This window comes from Aldersonia sp. NBC_00410 (assembly GCF_026342035.1).
Taxonomy (GTDB): Bacteria; Actinomycetota; Actinomycetes; order Mycobacteriales; family Mycobacteriaceae; genus Aldersonia.
This window is the reverse complement of sequence record NZ_JAPENM010000004.1, coordinates 328,309-345,174: the sequence shown is the minus strand read 5'-3', so window position 1 is coordinate 345,174 and position 16,866 is coordinate 328,309. Positions and strand designations below refer to the sequence as shown.

Genomic DNA, 16,866 nt, shown 5'->3' with positions numbered 1-16,866 from the left:
AGAACTCGATGGTCGCGCGCGCTGGCAACGGCAAAGGCCTGATCACCCGCAACGTCATCGGTTCCAGTCTGGCCGAATCGTTCATGATCATCGCGATAGCGACGATCCTGCTCACCCGGCTCTACCTCGAAATCACCGGCTATCCGCAGGTCGGTGGTGGCACGTTGCATATCGCGCACGCGCTCTACGGCGGAGCAATGATGATGCTCGCGCTGCTGATCGGCTGGCTTGCCCTCGGCTTCGGCGCCCGCATCCTGAGCGTGGTACTCGGCGGCATCGGATTCGGGCTGTTTCTCGACGAGGTCGGCAAGTTCGTCACGAAAGACAACGACTACTTCTTCGGGCCGTCCGCCGAGATCATGTATGTGCTGGTGCTTGTCGTGCTGGTGGGGTCGCGCATCCTGCGCACGGTCCGGCCGCCGAGCGCGCGGGAGTACCTCGCGAGCGCGATGGGTATCGCCGCCGACGGGGTCGCGCGCGGACTGGCACCGCACCGGCGGCGCATCGCGTTGCTGCTGCTCGACCGTGCCGCCGAGACCGGCGCCGACGATGCCGCGGTGGAGCACATCCGGGCGCTCATCGTCGCGGCGACGCCGACTTCGGCGCGCTTGTATGCGCTACAACAGTTCGTGCCGCGGCTGATTCCCGATTTCTTCCGCAGCCCGCGCTGGATCCCCGTCGTGGGCTGGACGATGGTCATCGTGTCGTTCTTGAGCGTGGTCGGAGCCGTGTCGGCAATTGCGTTCGGCGATTACTACAACGACGACGACGTCGACGTGCATTTCGAGGGCTGGAGCATTTCGACCTTCATCCTGATGGTCAGCGCGATACTGACTTTCGCGTTGGCGTGCCCGGCGATGTTCGCACGCAAGCGAACCGACCGGGACTGGCCGTTGCGCTGGTTGCGTGCCGCTGCGTTGATCTTCACCCTGCTCAACGCCCTGGTGGATTTCGCGGCCGAAGGCTTCGGTGCGCTGTCGAGCATGGCGATCGGCCTGTTCACCCTCGCCATCGTCTCCTACCAACTCGATGTGCTGTCGCGGCGCGAAGTGCCCGCGAACGCCATTGCGGCAGCGGGATAGTCGGGCGGAGTCAGCGCGGTGCAGTGGTGAGTCGCTGGATCCAGGTCCTCGTGTCCGCGGGGTCGATGACGTCGTCGAGTTCGAAGTTCGTTGCCGCGTTGAGCGCCTTGCCGTGCTGGTAGGCGAGCTCGACGAGTTGGTCGAAGAGTTGCGCGCGCTCGGCATGATCGGTCTTGGCGTCGAGTTCCTTGCGGAAGCCGAGCCGTACCGCGCCTTCGAGGCCCATCGCGCCGATCTCACCGGTGGGCCACGCGATCGTGAAGTCCGGTGCGCGTAACGAACCCGCGGCCATGGCCATCGCGCCGAGTCCGTAGGCCTTGCGCAGGATCACCATGCCGTAGGGGACGGTGATCCTGGCGCCGGTAACGAACATCCGGCCGAACCGCCGCACGGCAGCGGTGCGTTCGGTCTCCGGGCCGACCATGAATCCCGGTGTGTCGCACAGGGCCACGATCGGCAGCCGGAACGATTCACACAACTGCACGAAGTCGGCCATCTTGTCGGCCGCCTCGGCGTCGATCGCGCCGCCGAGATGGTGACTGCTGTTGGCGACCATCCCGAACGGCGCACCCGCCACCCGAACCAGCGCGGTGACGATGCCCACGCCGTAGTCCCGGCGCAATTCGAGTACCGAGCCGACATCGGCGATCGCTTCGATGGCTCGGCGAACGTCGTAGGCACGCAGGCGATTTTCCGGTACCACGTGTCGTGCCAGCCGAGGGTCGGGTGCGTCCCAGTTCGTGCGGCTGCCCTGGAAGTAGGACAGGTACTGCTTGGCGAGGGCGACCGCGTGCGCCTCGTCGGACGCGACGACATGCACTACGCCGTTGCTGCGCTGGACATCGATGGGTCCGATTTCCTCGGGGCGGTATTCGCCGAGGCCACCGCCGGAGATCATCGCGGGGCCACCCATGCCGATGTTCGCGTCCCTGGTCGCGATGAGCACATCGCAGACGCCCGCAAGCGCGGCATTGCCGGCGAAGCAGCGGCCGGAGACGATCGCGACGGTGGGTACGCGCCCTTGCAGCGCCGCCATCGCCCGGAACGTCGGCACGTCCAGGGAGGCGCCCGGTGGGATATCCGTGTCGCCGGGCCGCCCGCCGCCGCCCTCGGGGAAGAAGACCAGCGGAACACGTTTGCGGGCAGCGAGTTCCAGAATACGGTCGGTCTTGGCGTGGTTGCGCGCACCCTGGGTACCCGCCAGCACCGAATAGTCGTAGGACAACACCGCGACCTCGGCACCTGCGCCGAACTCGGCGGCGCCGACCGTCGCCACGCCGCACACCAACCCGTCCGCCGGGGTGTTCGCAATGAGATCTTCCTCGGTGCGCCGAGCGCGCTGCGCGGCGATCGCCAGCGGCCCGTATTCCACGAAGCTGCCCTCGTCGACGAGGTCGGCGATGTTCTCCCTCGCCGTACGACGCCCGCGCGCATGGACTTTCGCCACCGCATCCGGGCGGGCCTTGTCGAGCGTCACGTCATGGCGGTGCAGGATCTCGGCGAGATCCGGCCGTATTGTGTCGAGATCGGCTTGTGCCGAATCGGTTTCGGTGTCGGCGCCGGTCATTGTGTAGAGCGCGAGCGGTTCACCGGGACGCACCACCTGTCCCGGTACGACCAGCACCCGCAGCACACGGGCAGCAGCATCGACGGTCAGCACATGCTGCATCTTCATCGCTTCGAGCACCACGACCGGCGCGTTCGCGGCCAACTCGGCACCCTCGTCGGCGATCTCGAAAACAGTGCCCGCCATCGACGCCCGCAGCGCGTGCTCGCCCGGCCGCAGGTCGACCGCGTGCTCCATCGGCTCGGCGTGCGGCACCGTCGCGGCGAAATCCGCGGCGCGTCGGTCGAGAAAGCGGGTGTCGACACCGCCGGCTCGAAACTCGTCGTCCTGCAGGATCGCGCGAAGGAACTCCAAGTTGGTTGGCACGCCGTCGATCACGAACTCCGCCAGCGCGGCATCGGCCTTGCGTGCCGCGGTCGCCAAGGACTCTGCCGGGGTGTGCACGATCACCTTGGCGAGTAACGAGTCGAAGCGCGGGCTCGGCGACAGGCCGACCCGGCCGAACGTGTCGACCCGCACGCCCGGACCGGTCGGCGGGGTGAACGCCTGCAGCGTGCCGGTGGTGGCTATGACCGAACCGTCCGCCGACATCGTCTCCATGTTCACCCGTGCCTGAACGGCGGTGCCGCGCGCGGTGTGGCGGGGGAGTTCGAGGGCAGTGAGCTCGTCGCCCAAAGCGATTCGCAACCCAACGGCGACGAGGTCGATACCGGTCACGGCCTCGGTGACGGTGTGCTCGACCTGCAGGCGCGGGTTCACTTCGAGGAAGGTGAAGCCGGTATCGGTGACCAGGAATTCGACGGTGGCGAGCCCGCGGTAGCGCGTGCTCGCGCACACGTTGATCGCGGCGTCGTGCATCGCGCGGCGCAGATCCCGGTCGAGGTGTGGGGCGGGTGCGATCTCGATGACCTTTTGATTGCGCCGTTGCACGCTGCAGTCGCGATCGCCGATCGCTATCGCGGTACTACCGTCGGACGCGATCTGCACCTCGATATGGCGCGCGCGGCGCACGAGGGCCTCCGCGAATACTGCGTCACTGCCGAACGCCGCGTGCGCCTCGGTTGCGCAGGCGCGGACCGCCGCCTCCACCGCATCCGCCGTGCGAACCGCGCGCAGTCCGCGCCCACCACCGCCCGCGAGTGCCTTGACCATGATCCCGTCGGGATGTGCGGCGAAGAAGGCCCGAATGTCGGCGACCGTGGCGGGGGCGTCGGTGGCGGGTAGCACGGGCACCTCGGCCGCGACGGCGCAGCGCCGGGCCGCGGCCTTGTCGCCGAACAGTTCGAGGTGGTCCGGGCCGGGCCCGACGAAGATGGCGCCGGCGTCGGTGACAGCGCGGGCGAACGCGGCGTTCTCGCTCAGAAAGCCGTAACCGGGATGCACCAGATCCGCGCCGCAGCGTTTGACGGCGTCGCACACCGCGGCGATGTCGAGGTAGGCGGTTGCGCCGACCCCCGACAGCGCGATCGCCTCGTCTGCGGCCCGGACGTGCGGACTGTCCGCGTCGTCCTCGCTGTAGATAGCGACGGTCTCGAGGTCCAACTCGCGGGCGGTTCGGATGATCCGCAGCGCGATCTCGCCGCGGTTGGCAATCAACAGGCGCACCCGCTCAGCGTAGGGGCGCGGTGCGCCGCTCACGCGCGTTGCAATGAGGCCCGCAGTTGCATGAACGCAAGCGTGCCCGGCCGGCCGATGATGCGCTCGTATTCCGTCACCACCGCGGCGATGAACTCGTCGACTTCATGGCGGGGGAGTCGTGCCGTCCAGTCCGCGTAGCCGACCCGGCACCAGCGGGCGAACGCTTCGCGCGAACCGAACTCCCAGGTGCGGTCGACCACCTTCCGGTCGAGAATTTGCAGGCCGGCGGCCTTCACGATGTCGTCGAAGTCGGCGGGATCGGGGTGCTCGAACGGCGCCTCGAACTCGTCGAACGCAGCCGACCAGCGCGGATCCGCCGTCACCGACATACCGACCTGCTCGATGGTGCGGCGTGGTCCGGCGCACACGTACACGACGAGCGCGCGGCCGTCGGGCCGGAGGGCGGCTGCGATGCGGTGAAACGCAGCCGCCTGGTCGCGGACCCAGTGCAGCGCGTTGAACGAGACGACGACGTCGAACTCGGCGTCGAACGTCATGGTCGTGACGTCGCCACTCTCGAAGCGCAGCCGTGGTGTCGGCGGTGCGTTGTGCGAGCGTGCGGCGATGATCATTCGTGAGCTGGGGTCGATCCCGAGGACCTCGCCGCCCGGCACGCGGTCGGCGATCTGCGCGGTCACGTAACCGTCGCCGCACCCGACGTCGAGCACGCGTTCGGTGCCGTCGAGGCTGAGCATGGCCAGCGACTCCGCCGCCATCGCCCGCTGAAGTTCGCTGATATTTCCGTAGGCGGTGCCGTCCCAATCCGTCACAGGACCATCGTCGTCGGTGACCGAACCCCGTGCCCGTAGAATCTCAATACCGTGAGCCTTACCCTCGGGATCGTCGGCCTGCCCAACGTCGGCAAGTCCACCCTTTTCAATGCCCTGACCAACAACGACGTGCTCGCCGCGAACTATCCGTTCGCGACGATCGAGCCGAACGTCGGGGTGGTGCCGCTGCCCGATCCGCGGCTCGAGAAGCTCGCCGAAATCTTCTCCTCCGAGCGCATCGTCCCGGCAGTGGTGTCGTTCGTGGACATCGCCGGCATCGTCAAGGGCGCGTCCGAGGGTGCGGGCCTGGGCAACAAGTTCCTCGCCAACATCCGCGAGGCCGACGCGATCTGCCAGGTGGTGCGGGTGTTCTCCGACGACGACGTGATCCACGTCGACGGCCGCGTCGATCCGGGCGCCGACATCGAGGTGATCGAGACCGAGCTGATCCTCGCGGACATGCAGACCCTGGAGAAGGCGCTGCCGCGGCTGGAGAAGGAAGCGAAGGTCAAGAAGGATCGCAAGCCGATCGCCGATGCGGCCAAGGCGGCGCAGGAGGTGCTCGACAGCGGCAAGACGCTGTTCGCGGTCAAGGATTCGCTCGACCTCGAATCGCTGCGCGAACTGTCGCTGCTGACCATCAAGCCGTTCCTGTACGTGTTCAATGCCGACGAGTCGGTGCTGACGGACGAGGCGAAGGTGGCCGAGCTGACGGCATCGGTGGCGCCCGCGGACGCGGTGTTCCTCGACGCGAAGGTGGAAGCCGAACTGCTCGAGCTCGACGCCGAATCGGCCGCCGAGCTGCTGGAGAGCATCGGACAGACCGAGCCCGGCCTGCACGGCCTCGCCCGCGCCGGCTTCCACACCCTCGGTCTGCAGACTTATCTCACCGCCGGCCCGAAAGAGGCCCGCGCCTGGACAATTCATCAGGGCGACACCGCACCCAAGGCTGCCGGCGTCATCCACACCGACTTCGAGCGCGGCTTCATCAAGGCCGAAGTGGTGTCCTTTGCAGACCTGGTCGAGACCGGGTCCATGGCCGCAGCGAAGGCGGCGGGCAAGGTGCGCATGGAGGGCAAGGACTACGTGATGGTGGACGGGGATGTGGTGGAGTTCCGGTTCAACGTGTAGCGGGCTGTCGAAGCTCGCCGCGCTACATAGCTCGCTACGCGAGAACGGCCCACCCCCGGATCGGGAGTGGGCCGTAGTAGCGCGCGTCCGCGATTAGCTGCTTCCGCTGCTTCCGCTGCTTCCGAAGGTCGGCGGCTGCGGGTTCGGCTTGGTTATCGAGATCACCGACACCGTGTTCGACGCAGCGTTGGTGACGTAGGCGCGGGTGCCGTCGGGGCTGATCGCCACAATTCCCGGCCGGTCGCCGACGGGGATGGGGGTGCCGGTGACCGTGTTGGTGGCGGTGTCGATCACCGACACCGTGTCGAGGCTAAAAGGCGGTGACGTAGGCGTGCGTGCCGTCGGGAGTGATCGCCACACCGATCGGGTGACGGGTAGGAAACGCATCGGCATCCAATCCTGTCGACCCGCAATGAATTCGGTCGCGCCGCCCGATCGTTACGTTTGGCTAACTTTGTGTTGCGACGCGATCTCCGGTGACGTCAGTTCGTCGAGTCCATATGGCGACAACGAATCTCCGGTCCGGCTCGATCGTCCGGACGGGGCTGGGGCGGGGTGTGCGGAGGATCGCGGCGTTGTGCGGGTGGATCGAAACTCCGAGGAGCCCTGCCGACAGCAGGGCCTACTTCGCGGACGCCTCGAACAACCGCTCGAGTTTGCGGTCATCGCGGTCGATGTCGTGAATCAGAACCCGTCGGAGCAGCGGCTCGAGTAGTCGTAACCACCTTGCTGTCTTCATATCGAGCCGCGACACGAGTCGTGCGCCGGTACCTGGCAAATCGATCACGTCGTAGGAGCCACGTCCGGAAATCGTGCCGTCGTCGAATTCGAAGGCGACGTGCCGACCCTCGTCGTATTCGGCGAAGCGGCTGCGTGACTTGATGACGCGGCCGGCGAACCGGCGTTGAAACTCGTGCTCGGTACCGACTCCGAGTGGTAGGTCACCTATTCGTGTCACGTGGTGCACGCCAGCCTGCCAGCGCGGGGCGTTGGTTTGGTCGGCGACGAACGCGAACACCTGAGCGGCAGGTCGGGCAATCTCGAGAGACCGCTCAACGCTGATCACGATCCAAGTATCGACCCATGGCCGTCGTGGCTCAATAGCTTTCGCGACGTAGAATTTGCTGGTGAGCTTCGTCGTACCGCCGGACGCCTATACGCGCTATATGGGCCGCTACGCGGACCCCCTTGCGCCGGTCTTTTCGGGATTCGCCGGAGTCGGAGCGGGCAGAAAGGTGCTCGACGTGGGCTGCGGCCCGGGTGCGCTGACCGCGTATTTGTTGTCGACCGGAGCAGAGGTCGCGGCGATCGATCCTTCACCACCGTTCATCGACGCGATCCGGGCCAGGTTTCCGGACATCGATGTGCGTCTGGGCACTGCTGAGGAATTGCCTTACGATGCAGACGCTTTCGACGCTGCGCTCGCGCAGTTGGTGGTGCACTTCATGTCGAACCCGGTCCGTGGCATTGGACACATGGCACGGGTGACGAGGCCCGGCGGTGTCGTCGCAGCCTGTGTGTGGGATGGGCCGACCGGCGCACTGGCGCCGTTCTGGGATGCGGTGCACGTGGACAGCCCCGAGGCGACGGATGAAGCGCTGCTGTCCGGGGCGCACCGGGGGCACCTGACCGACATCCTCGAGGCTGCCGGGCTGCACGATGTGCACGAGGACGCCATCTCGGTCGATGTCGTGCATCCGACCTTCGAAGAGTGGTGGGAGCCGTACACATTCGGTGTCGGCCCAGCTGGTGAGCATGTCCAGCGACTTGATGGCGACGCGCGCGCCCGGCTCGAATCAGTAGCTCGCGAGCGGTTGGGGAGCGGACCGTTCACGGTGACGGCTACCGCGTGGGCGGCCCGCGGGACGGTGTAACTCGACTCGTCGTCGCTCGCCGGCAACATCGCTGTTCGGCGAATCCTGAAATCGGAGCGAGGTCCTGTACTACCGCAGCGGGCTCCCGCTACGGTTGAACCACGCGTGCGACGCCGAAGCAGAGTTCACTCGCCGATCGGCGCGGATACGTGAACCCCATATCCAAGGCAGTGATTGACGATGATCGTCTCCCACATGCAGGACGTACCGGCCACACCTAAAATCAGAGTCCGCTACGTGCACATCGCGGGACTGGTGGCGTCCGTTGCCCTCCTGCTTACGAGCTGCTCGTCCGACGACGAGTCGGCCAGCGCATCCGCTTCGGTATCTGCGACCAGCTCCGTATCGGCCGAGTCCGCACTGAAGACCATCGATCCGCAGGCCTTTCAATCGGTGGTCGCGGCCGCGGCCGACGAGTTGAAAGTGCCCGGGGCGTTGGTGCTGGTGCACTCGCCGCAGGGGCAAGTCGTTGCAACGGTCGGCACCACCGAGATCGGCGCGCAGATACCGCCCGCGGCAAACACGCACTTCCGGATCGCCTCGAACACCAAGACCATGACTGCGGCGCTGAATGTGTTGCTCGCCCAGGACGGCAAACTGAAGTTCGATGATCCGGTGTCGAAATATGTCCCGGATGTTCCCAATGGGGAAAATATCACCGTCGCAAATCTTTTGAAAATGCGTAGCGGACTCTACAACTACACGATGGACCCCGCCCTCTCCGCCGCCATGGATGCCGACCCGGGCAGGGTCTGGACGCCGCAGGAGGTACTGGATATTTCCTTCCGGCATCCACCGAATTTCGCACCAGACGCTGAATACGAGTACAACAACACCAACTATGCACTGCTGGGTCTCGTCGCCGAGGCCGCCGGCGGCCGGCCGCTTGCTGAGCAACTCCAAGACCGACTGTATGGCCCGGTCGGCCTCACGCAGACGTCGCTTCTCGCGCCCACCGACACGTCCATTCCGGCCCCCTACTCGCACGGCTACATGTACGGCGGAACGTATTACGCACTCGCCGACGATCCGTATCCCGCCGACATCCAGGCCGCCGCAGCGGCCGGTACGTTGCAGCCGAACGACTACACCAACCAGAACCCGTCCTATGCCTACGCGGCAGGAGGCGCGATTTCAGTGGCCGATGATCTCGCCACCTGGATGAAAGCGTTGGTAGGCGGCAAGGTCTTCGACGCCGATTACCAGCAGCAGTGGGTTGATAGCCGTCAAGCCGAGGACCCCGACAACCCCGACGGGCAGCAGTACGGGTACGGGATCTCGTATCAGCGGTTCGGTCCGGAAGCCGCGATGTTCTACCATGGTGGCGAGCTTCCCGGCTTCAACTCGTTCATGGGCTACGACCCGGATAACGATGTGACGCTGGTCATTTGGACGAATCTGACGCTGTCGCCGGAGGGCAAGACCACAGCACAAGCGCTGCTGCCCACCGTCCTCGACGAGATCTACGAGGGCTTGAACCTGGTGCCCTCGCCCACCCCGACGCCGACGAAATAGTACCGGCTAAGCGTGTTCCGACCGGTCATTGGGGTCTCTTCGACAGCCGCTAGTGCGCGGCTGCCAGATTCAGCGTGACCACCCCGGCAATCACCAGCACGACCCCCACAACCTTCGGCAACGTGATCGGCTCGTCGAGAAATAGCACGCCGATAATCACGATCAGCGTGGTGCCCAACGCAGACCACACTGCATAGCCGATGCTGACCTGCATGCCGTGCGAAATTGACTGCGCGAGTAGCCAGATCGCCACCGCATACCCGACCAGGCACCCGACGGTCGGCCAGAGTCGGGTGAACCCGTCCGTGCTCTTGAGCATGCTGGTGGCGAGCACCTCCACCAGGATGGCGCAGGTGAGCAACAGGTAGGACATCAACGCTCCGGAGTGGTCGGGCCCGCCGAGAACCAGCCGCCCACGGCCGGTGTGGTGTTGTGCCAGATGTGTTTGCTCTCCTGATATTCGGCCAAACCGCTGGGTCCGAGTTCCCTACCGGTGCCGGAACGGCCGAAGCCACCCCATTCCGCGGCGGGAGTGTAGGGCCCGAAGTCGTTGAGCCACACGGTTCCGTGTCGCAGCGCCCGCACGACCCGTTCCCCGCGGTCCGGGTCGCCGGTTCGGACGCCGGCCGCCAGACCGTAGGACGTGTCGTTGCCCAATGCGATCGCCTCGGCCTCGGTGGCGAAGCGTTCCACCGTGAGAATCGGGCCGAACGTTTCCTCCTGCACGATCCGCATGTCGCGCCGGCAGCGGTCGAAAATGGTCGGCAGGTAATAGCTTCCGCTCGCGAGCCGCGGATCGTTCGGATGCCGCCCACCGGCAACCAGTTCGGCACCCTCCGCAATACCCAGCGCCACATACCCTTCCACCTTCGCGCGGTGCTCCTCCGACACCAGCGGACCGGTCTGGCTCGACGGATCCATGCCGGGTCCGACGCGGATCCCGGCGGCGCGACGAGCGAGCTCCGCGACGAAGTCGTCGGCGATGGATTCGTGCACGATCAGCCGGGTCCCGGCCGAGCACACCTGCCCGGAGTGTAGGAAGACGCCGGTGAGCACCGCATCGACGGCGCTGTCGTGGTCCGCGTCGGCGAACACGATATGCGGATTCTTGCCGCCCAGTTCCAACGCGACCCGGGTGACGTGCTCGGCGGCCTGTCTTGCGATGGCCACCCCGGTCGACGCTCCGCCGGTGAACGAGATCAAGTCGACATCCGATGCGCCGGTCAGCGCGGCCCCCACCACGGCGCCGTCGCCCTGCACCAGATTCACGACCCCGGCCGGCACCCCGGCCCGCTCGATCAACCGGGTCAGCGCGATCGTGCTCAGCGGTGTGACCTCGCTCGGCTTGACCACCGTCGTGGCGCCCGCCGCCAGTGCCGGAGCGATCTTCCACGACATCTGCAGCAGCGGATAGTTCCATGGCGCGATAAGCGCACACACACCGGCCGGTTCGTGCACGACGCGGCTGATCACCGCCGGGTTCCCGGTGTCGATCAGCCGGTCGGTTTCCCTGGCGACCAGGTCTGCGTAGTACCGGAACACCGCGATGACATCGTCGATATCGATATAGCTCTCACGCAGTGTCTTCCCGGTGTCGAGTGTCTCGATACGGGCGACGTCGTTGCGGTGCGCGCCCAGCAGTTCGGCGACGCGAACCAGCAAACCGGCCCGTTCTTCCTTCGGACGCGTCGACCAAAGACCGGCATCGAACGCGCGCCGGGCAGCGGCAACCGCCCTTGCCACATCCACGGAACCGGCCTCGTCGACCTTGGCGATGACCGTGCCGTCGGCAGGATTGCGGATCTCGCGTGTTCCGCCGTCGACCGGCGCCACCCACGTTCCGTCGACATGGAGGTGGGGGGAGGCGAGCAACGGCTCGTCGTCGAGGATCACGTCGATTTCTCCATTCGTTTCGATCCGGCTGACTGTAAACCTGGCCAGGTCGAGCAGTGGGTGGTTGCGTCTGAGCCGATCGTCCGGTTCGAACGAAAGGCCCCGCCATGTCCGTCGTTGACACCGCTTACCCGCCGACCGCCGCGCAGGTGGCAAAGCTCGGTAGCCACATCGGCGCACAGATCCGCGGGGTCAGGCTCGGCGGTGACCTGGACAAAGCGACGGTGGCGACCATCCGCGCGGCGCTCAACGAGCACAAGGTGATCTTCTTCCGCGATCAGCAGCACCTGACCGAGGACGGACAGTACGAGTTCGCCCAGCTGCTGGGCAACCCGACCACCCCGCACCCGACACTCAGCTCGGCGGGCGCGAAGAGCCTGGCCATCGACTCTCGCCACGGCGGCCGGTCCAACGTCTGGCACACCGACGTCACCTTCGTCGATCGTGTCCCGCGGGCGTCGATTCTGCGCGCGGTCACATTGCCCACCTACGGCGGCTCGACCACGTGGGCCTCCACCGTCGAGGCGTACAACGTGCTGCCGGAGCCGCTCAAGCTGCTGGCCGAGAACCTGCGTGCCCGGCACAGCAACACCTACGACTACGCCGCCGAATCCGTGCAGCGCCCGGACGATGGCACCGTTGCGTACCGCCGCGAGTTCGAGTCCAGGTACTTCGAAACCGAACACCCCGTGGTGCACGTGCACCCGGAAACCGGCGAACGGGCGCTGCTGCTCGGCTGCTTCGTCAAGGAGATCGTCGGCCTGTCCAGCGGCGAGTCGCGCGCGCTGTTCCGGCTGTTCCAGGACCGGGTGACGCGGCTGGAGAACACCGTCCGCTGGAACTGGGAACTGGGCGACGTCGCCATCTGGGACAACCTCGCCACGCAGCACTACGCCGTCGATGACTACGACGGCACCGAACACCGCAAGCTCACCCGCATCACCCTGGCCGGTGACATCCCGGTCGGCGTCGACGGCGTGCCGAGCACTGTGATCGCGGGCAATGCCGAGTCGTACTCCACAACTGGTTCCCTGACCGCCGTGGCGTAGCCCGCAACTCGCCGACCGCGCGGGTTTCCCTGCCCGAGCGCGCAGTGGGGGTTACTGTCACCTTCAACGCGGATATTGACCTCACCAGACAGTTGCCGGCCGTAGTGGCTGATGATGGGAATCCAGTGGACCTGTGGAATTACCTTCAGGGGCGGGGCGAGACGCTGGCGTTCCTGACGTATCAACACGCGTCCCTTGCGTTTCAAACGGTCTTTGTCGGTACCGTCGCGGCACTTCTCATCTCGGTGGCGGTCTATCGGCTCCCGTTCGTGTCCGCGCTCACCCTGACGTCGAGTCGCGTTGCACTGACGATTCCGTCGCTGGCCCTGCTGGCGATTCTGCTCGTCCCGTTCGGGCTTGGGGTGGTCCCGTCATTCATCATGTTGGCGTTCTTCGCAACGATGCCGGTGATCGGCAACACGATCGTCGGGTTGCGCTCCGTGCCCGCGTCGGTCATCGAATCCGCGCAAGGCATCGGGTTGTCGCGCTGGCGCATTCTGCTGACCGTCGAATTTCCGATCGCCTGGCCGGTAATACTCATCGGCATCAGGATCTCCACGCAGATGATCGTCGGCGTCGCCGCCATCGTCGCCTACGTGCTCGGTCCGGGCCTCGGCTCGCTGATCTTCAACGGACTGTCCCGGCTCGGTGGCGCGAATGCCCTCGAAATGACGGTGACCGGAACGGTCCTCATCGTCATTATCGCGCTGGTGTTCGACGCGCTCCTCGTCCTGCTCGGACGCTTCACCATCGCAAAGGGACTCCAATGACCGACGATGTGACCAGCCGGCCCGCCCCGACCGCACCGGATCGCAATGTCACCGGCGCGTCCATCAAGCTGGACGGCGTCGTCAAGCACTTCAAGGGCCAGGACAAACCGGCGGTCGCGCGGCTCGATCTCGAGATCACCGCAGGTGATGTCGTCGCGTTCGTCGGCCCGTCCGGCTGCGGCAAGACGACCACCCTCAAGATGATCAACAGGCTGATCGAGCCGACCGAGGGCCGGATCTTCATCGGCGGACGCGACGTCACCCGAGAAGATTCGAACAAGCTGCGGCAGTCGATCGGGTACGTCATTCAGTCCGGTGGGTTGTTCCCGCACTGGTCGGTTGCCAAAAACGTCGGTGCCATCCCGCGGGTGCTCGGCTGGGACAAGAAGCGGATCGCCGATCGGACCGAGTACCTGCTCGATCTCGTCGGTCTCGACCCGAAGATCTTCGCCGACCGACTGCCCAAGGACATGTCCGGTGGACAGCAGCAGCGCATCGGGGTGGCCCGTGCGCTCGCAGCCGATCCGCCCGTCCTGCTCATGGACGAGCCGTTCGGCGCGGTCGATCCCATCACCCGGGTTCGGCTGCAGGACAGCTTGATCGCGATTCAACACGAGCTGGGTAAGACCATCGTGTTCGTCACGCACGATTTCGAGGAGGCCACCAAGCTCGGCGACAAGGTTCTTATCCTGTCCGAGGGGGGGCACGTTCAGCAGTACGCGACACCGGAGGAGATCCTCACCGACCCTGCGACGCCCTTCGTGGAGGAGTTCGTCGGGTCGGGGGCCAAGCTGGCGTATTTGACCGTCACCCGTGTGAAGGACGTCGATTACGACAACGTGCTCACCGCGCGGATCGGCGAGTCGTCCCAGGGCGTGATCGACCGTGCGCGGGCGTCCGGGCAAACGTGGGTGGTCGTCGTCGACGAGGCCGGACGGCCGCGGTCGTGGCCGTCGGTGGCGGAGGTGGCGACGAAACCGGTCGTCTCCGACTACCTCGATCGTCGGATGGCAGTCGTCGCTCAGTCCTCGACCCTGAACGACGCGCTCGATGCCATGCTCGCCGCGAGCCAGGGTGCTGCGCTGGTGACCGATGGTCGTGGCGCGGTGATCGGTTCAATCGGCATCGGCTCGGTAACGCAGACGATTCAATCCAAGCTGGCCGATGTGCGCGCCGAGGAACGCAAGATCTCGTACGAGAGCTACATCGACGGATCCGATTCGTCGCCGACGCCGGTGGTGGCGGCCGAGGACGAACCCCATGTGGTCGTCCGCGACGAAGCGCACGTCGTCGTAGACGAGGAATCGAATGTCGGCACCGCCGACGATGGATCGGGCACGCAGTGATGACACGACTGCGCCGGCTGCCGATGGATGTGTGGTTCGAACCGCTCATCATCGTGGTCGTTGGCGTCGGGTACTTCAGCTGGTACACGACAACGACGTTGACCCCGACCGAGTCGGCATCACTGGGCTGGGACAACCTGCGAATTACGATCCTCGACCACATCAAGCTCGCCCTGACGGCCGCCGCGTTCGTGATCGTCATCGCGATTCCGTTGGGCATCGCGCTGACCCGCAAGTCGTTGAAGCGGTACGAGAACATCGTGGTCAATATCGCCAACGTCGGCCAGGCCGCGCCTGCCGTCGGCCTGCTCGTCCTGTTCACCTTCTGGTTGGGCACCGGATTCCGCACTGCGGTTGTCGGTCTCGTCGTGTACGCGATACTGCCGATCCTGCAGAACACGATCACCGGAATTCGGCAAGTGGATCAGCGCACGATCGAGGCATCGCGCGGCATCGGCTACTCGGCCACGCGGACGCTGCTCCAGGTAGAGCTTCCGCTCGCTGTGCCGGTGATCCTCAACGGTGTGCGGACCGCACTCGTCATCCTGGTCGGCACCGCAACGCTGAGCACCTTCATCGGCGCGACCAGTCTCGGCACGCTGATCACGACCGGGGTCACGCTGTTCCTGCCCAAGCTGCTCATCTCCGGCGCAATCCTGGTCGCGCTGCTGGCGATGATCATCGACTGGCTCGGCAGGCTGTTCGAGCTGGCCGCGACCCCACGCGGCATCTCATGAGGTCGTCCCGAGCACGGCTGGTCACCATTCTTTCCGCACTTGTTGCGGTCGTGGCATTGCTGTCCGGCTGCGGTTTGGTGAGCTCGTCGGGAACCTTCCGCGAAGCGAGCCTGCCCGGCGGAGACCAGCCGTTGGACGGTGCGGACCTGGTGGTCACGTCCAAGAGCTTCACCGAGGGCATCCTGCTCGGCAAGATCACCGCTACCTACCTGGCCGCAGCGGGCGCCAATATCACCGACATGACCGGGGCGCCTGGCTCCGCCTCGTCTCGACAGGCCCAGCTAAGCGGCGACGCCGACATTCTGTGGGAGTACACCGGAACCGGTTGGGTCAACTACCACAACCAGACCGAGACGATCTCGGATCCGCAAGAGCTCTGGCAGCGGGTACACGACATCGAGAAGGCCGAGCACAACCTGGAGTGGCTGCCGCCGGCCAACTTCAACAACACCTACGCGTTCGGCGCCTCGACGCCGACGGCCGAACGCCTGCAGGTGAAGACGTTGTCCGACGTCGCCGCGCTTCCGGTTGCCGAGCGGACGTTCTGCGTCGATGACGAATTCTTCAGCCGCGCCGATGGTTTCCTGCCCATGCTCGAGACGTACGGCATCCCGTACAACACCCCGAACGGGGTTCCTGCGAACCAGGTGACCCGCATGGATGCCGGTGTGGTCTACACCTCTACGGCGAACAGTGATCCGTGCAATTTCGGCATGGTCTACACCACCGACGGCCGGATCAAAAACCTGAACCTTGTCGTCCTCGACGACGACAAGAAGTTCTTCCTGCCCTACAGCGGCTCGGCAGTCGTGCGCGGCGAAATCATCGAGCGCTACCCGCAAATTGCGGATCTGCTCGGCCCGGTCTCCGAACGGCTCACTGATGATCTGATGCAGGAGCTCAACGGTCGCGTCGATATCGACGGGGAGGACCCTTCCGACGTCGCGTACGACTGGCTGAAGAGCGAAGGTCTGATCGAGTAGCTGCGGGCCGGCGTCAGTCGCGGTCCTCGGCTTCGTCCTCGTCGCCGCTGTCGTTCTTGTCGCCGCTGTCGTTCTCGTCGCCGGACTGGTCCTCGTCGCCGGACTGGTCCTCGTCGGACTCGTCCTCGTCCTTCTCCGACGGCCGTGCGAAGACCCACGCGTCTTCGGGTGCAAGATTCAAGCCGAATTCGGATCGCGATCGCGAGATGAACGCGTCGACGGTCTCCTGTTCGATCTCGAACTGCGGCTCGTCGTCGTAGTAGAACTCGAGCGGGATCGACGGGTGGAACCACCGCGCGGTGCGGCGTTCGTCTTCGTTGTCGTGTTTGCCGCCCGCGGTGAAGAAGAAGCCCTGCCCGGCTCGGAAACGAGCCTGAGCCGCGAGCTGGACATAGACCATCAGCTCGTTGGCGCGAAAGTGAATCTCCGAGTGGTGGTTGTAGACGATTCGCGGCACCGCGTTTTCCTCTCCCGCACCGGACAGGTCGTTGTCACCACGCTAGGGGACGCG

The 16,866-nt window shown here is 65.7% G+C and carries 16 protein-coding genes; 9 read left to right on the top strand and 7 right to left on the bottom strand.

The window, feature by feature from the left end; translation table 11 throughout:
• The first annotated feature begins 8 nt into the window (after window positions 1-8).
• Window positions 9-1,082 carry a hypothetical protein gene (locus OG921_RS11795; RefSeq protein WP_266112618.1) on the top strand — a complete coding sequence of 358 codons (1,074 nt, stop codon included), beginning with the start codon at window positions 9-11 and terminating at the stop codon, window positions 1,080-1,082.
• Window positions 1,083-1,092: 10 nt separating this feature from the next.
• Here the strand turns inward: OG921_RS11795 and OG921_RS11790 are convergent, their stop codons facing one another.
• The gene (locus tag OG921_RS11790) at window positions 1,093-4,254 is read right to left on the bottom strand and encodes a carboxyl transferase domain-containing protein (RefSeq protein WP_266112616.1); all 3,162 of its coding nucleotides are present in this window, start codon (window positions 4,252-4,254) and stop codon (window positions 1,093-1,095) included.
• Window positions 4,255-4,283: 29 nt separating this feature from the next.
• Window positions 4,284-5,057 (bottom strand): trans-aconitate 2-methyltransferase, encoded by a 774-nt coding sequence (locus OG921_RS11785; protein WP_266112615.1) that lies wholly within the window; start codon window positions 5,055-5,057, stop codon window positions 4,284-4,286.
• 51 nt (window positions 5,058-5,108) lie between these two features.
• Here OG921_RS11785 and ychF point away from each other — a divergent pair, with 51 nt between their 5' ends.
• Window positions 5,109-6,188: a redox-regulated ATPase YchF gene (ychF, locus tag OG921_RS11780; protein ID WP_266112614.1), complete on the top strand. Its 1,080-nt coding sequence runs from the start codon at window positions 5,109-5,111 to the stop codon at window positions 6,186-6,188.
• 93 nt (window positions 6,189-6,281) lie between these two features.
• Here the strand turns inward: ychF and OG921_RS11775 are convergent, their stop codons facing one another.
• The gene (locus tag OG921_RS11775) at window positions 6,282-6,488 is read right to left on the bottom strand and encodes a hypothetical protein (RefSeq protein WP_323182748.1); all 207 of its coding nucleotides are present in this window, start codon (window positions 6,486-6,488) and stop codon (window positions 6,282-6,284) included.
• 322 nt (window positions 6,489-6,810) lie between these two features.
• Complete coding sequence (locus OG921_RS11770; protein WP_266112613.1) at window positions 6,811-7,254, bottom strand: SRPBCC family protein; 444 nt, start codon at window positions 7,252-7,254, stop codon at window positions 6,811-6,813.
• A 61-nt stretch (window positions 7,255-7,315) separates the two neighbouring features.
• On the opposite strand from OG921_RS11770, the gene OG921_RS11765 reads away from it, so the two are divergent.
• Together OG921_RS11765 and OG921_RS11760 are read left to right on the top strand one after the other, a co-directional pair.
• A complete protein-coding gene (locus OG921_RS11765) occupies window positions 7,316-8,062 on the top strand; it encodes a class I SAM-dependent methyltransferase (protein WP_266112611.1) in 747 nt (248 codons plus the stop codon).
• Between the two features lie 195 nt (window positions 8,063-8,257).
• Entirely contained in the window at window positions 8,258-9,577 is a 1,320-nt protein-coding gene (locus OG921_RS11760; RefSeq protein ID WP_266112610.1) for a serine hydrolase, read from the top strand.
• A gap of 49 nt (window positions 9,578-9,626) precedes the next feature.
• Here OG921_RS11760 and OG921_RS11755 read toward each other — a convergent pair whose 3' ends face one another.
• Together OG921_RS11755 and OG921_RS11750 are read right to left on the bottom strand one after the other, a co-directional pair.
• Window positions 9,627-9,950: a multidrug efflux SMR transporter gene (locus OG921_RS11755; protein WP_266112609.1), complete on the bottom strand. Its 324-nt coding sequence runs from the start codon at window positions 9,948-9,950 to the stop codon at window positions 9,627-9,629.
• Window positions 9,950-11,449: an aldehyde dehydrogenase family protein gene (locus tag OG921_RS11750; protein ID WP_266112804.1), complete on the bottom strand. Its 1,500-nt coding sequence runs from the start codon at window positions 11,447-11,449 to the stop codon at window positions 9,950-9,952. Before OG921_RS11750 ends, OG921_RS11755 begins: the two co-directional genes overlap by 1 nt.
• 128 nt (window positions 11,450-11,577) lie before the next feature.
• Here OG921_RS11750 and OG921_RS11745 point away from each other — a divergent pair, with 128 nt between their 5' ends.
• The 5 genes from OG921_RS11745 to OG921_RS11725 all read left to right on the top strand — a co-directional run bounded on the left by OG921_RS11745 (window position 11,578) and on the right by OG921_RS11725 (window position 16,355).
• Window positions 11,578-12,519, top strand: a complete 942-nt coding sequence (locus OG921_RS11745; RefSeq protein ID WP_266112608.1) for a TauD/TfdA family dioxygenase — start codon at window positions 11,578-11,580, stop codon at window positions 12,517-12,519.
• 125 nt (window positions 12,520-12,644) lie between these two features.
• Window positions 12,645-13,289, top strand: a complete 645-nt coding sequence (locus tag OG921_RS11740) for an ABC transporter permease (RefSeq protein WP_266112607.1) — start codon at window positions 12,645-12,647, stop codon at window positions 13,287-13,289.
• Window positions 13,286-14,635, top strand: coding sequence for an ABC transporter ATP-binding protein (locus tag OG921_RS11735; RefSeq protein WP_266112606.1), 1,350 nt, complete (start codon window positions 13,286-13,288; stop codon window positions 14,633-14,635). The genes OG921_RS11740 and OG921_RS11735 overlap by 4 nt, the downstream gene beginning before the upstream one ends.
• Complete coding sequence (locus tag OG921_RS11730) at window positions 14,635-15,372, top strand: ABC transporter permease (protein ID WP_266112605.1); 738 nt, start codon at window positions 14,635-14,637, stop codon at window positions 15,370-15,372. The genes OG921_RS11735 and OG921_RS11730 overlap by 1 nt, the downstream gene beginning before the upstream one ends.
• Entirely contained in the window at window positions 15,369-16,355 is a 987-nt protein-coding gene (locus tag OG921_RS11725; RefSeq protein ID WP_266112604.1) for a glycine betaine ABC transporter substrate-binding protein, read from the top strand. The genes OG921_RS11730 and OG921_RS11725 overlap by 4 nt, the downstream gene beginning before the upstream one ends.
• Window positions 16,356-16,368: 13 nt before the next feature.
• Here OG921_RS11725 and OG921_RS11720 read toward each other — a convergent pair whose 3' ends face one another.
• A complete protein-coding gene (locus OG921_RS11720) occupies window positions 16,369-16,812 on the bottom strand; it encodes a hypothetical protein (RefSeq protein WP_266112603.1) in 444 nt (147 codons plus the stop codon).
• Window positions 16,813-16,866 lie beyond the last annotated feature (54 nt).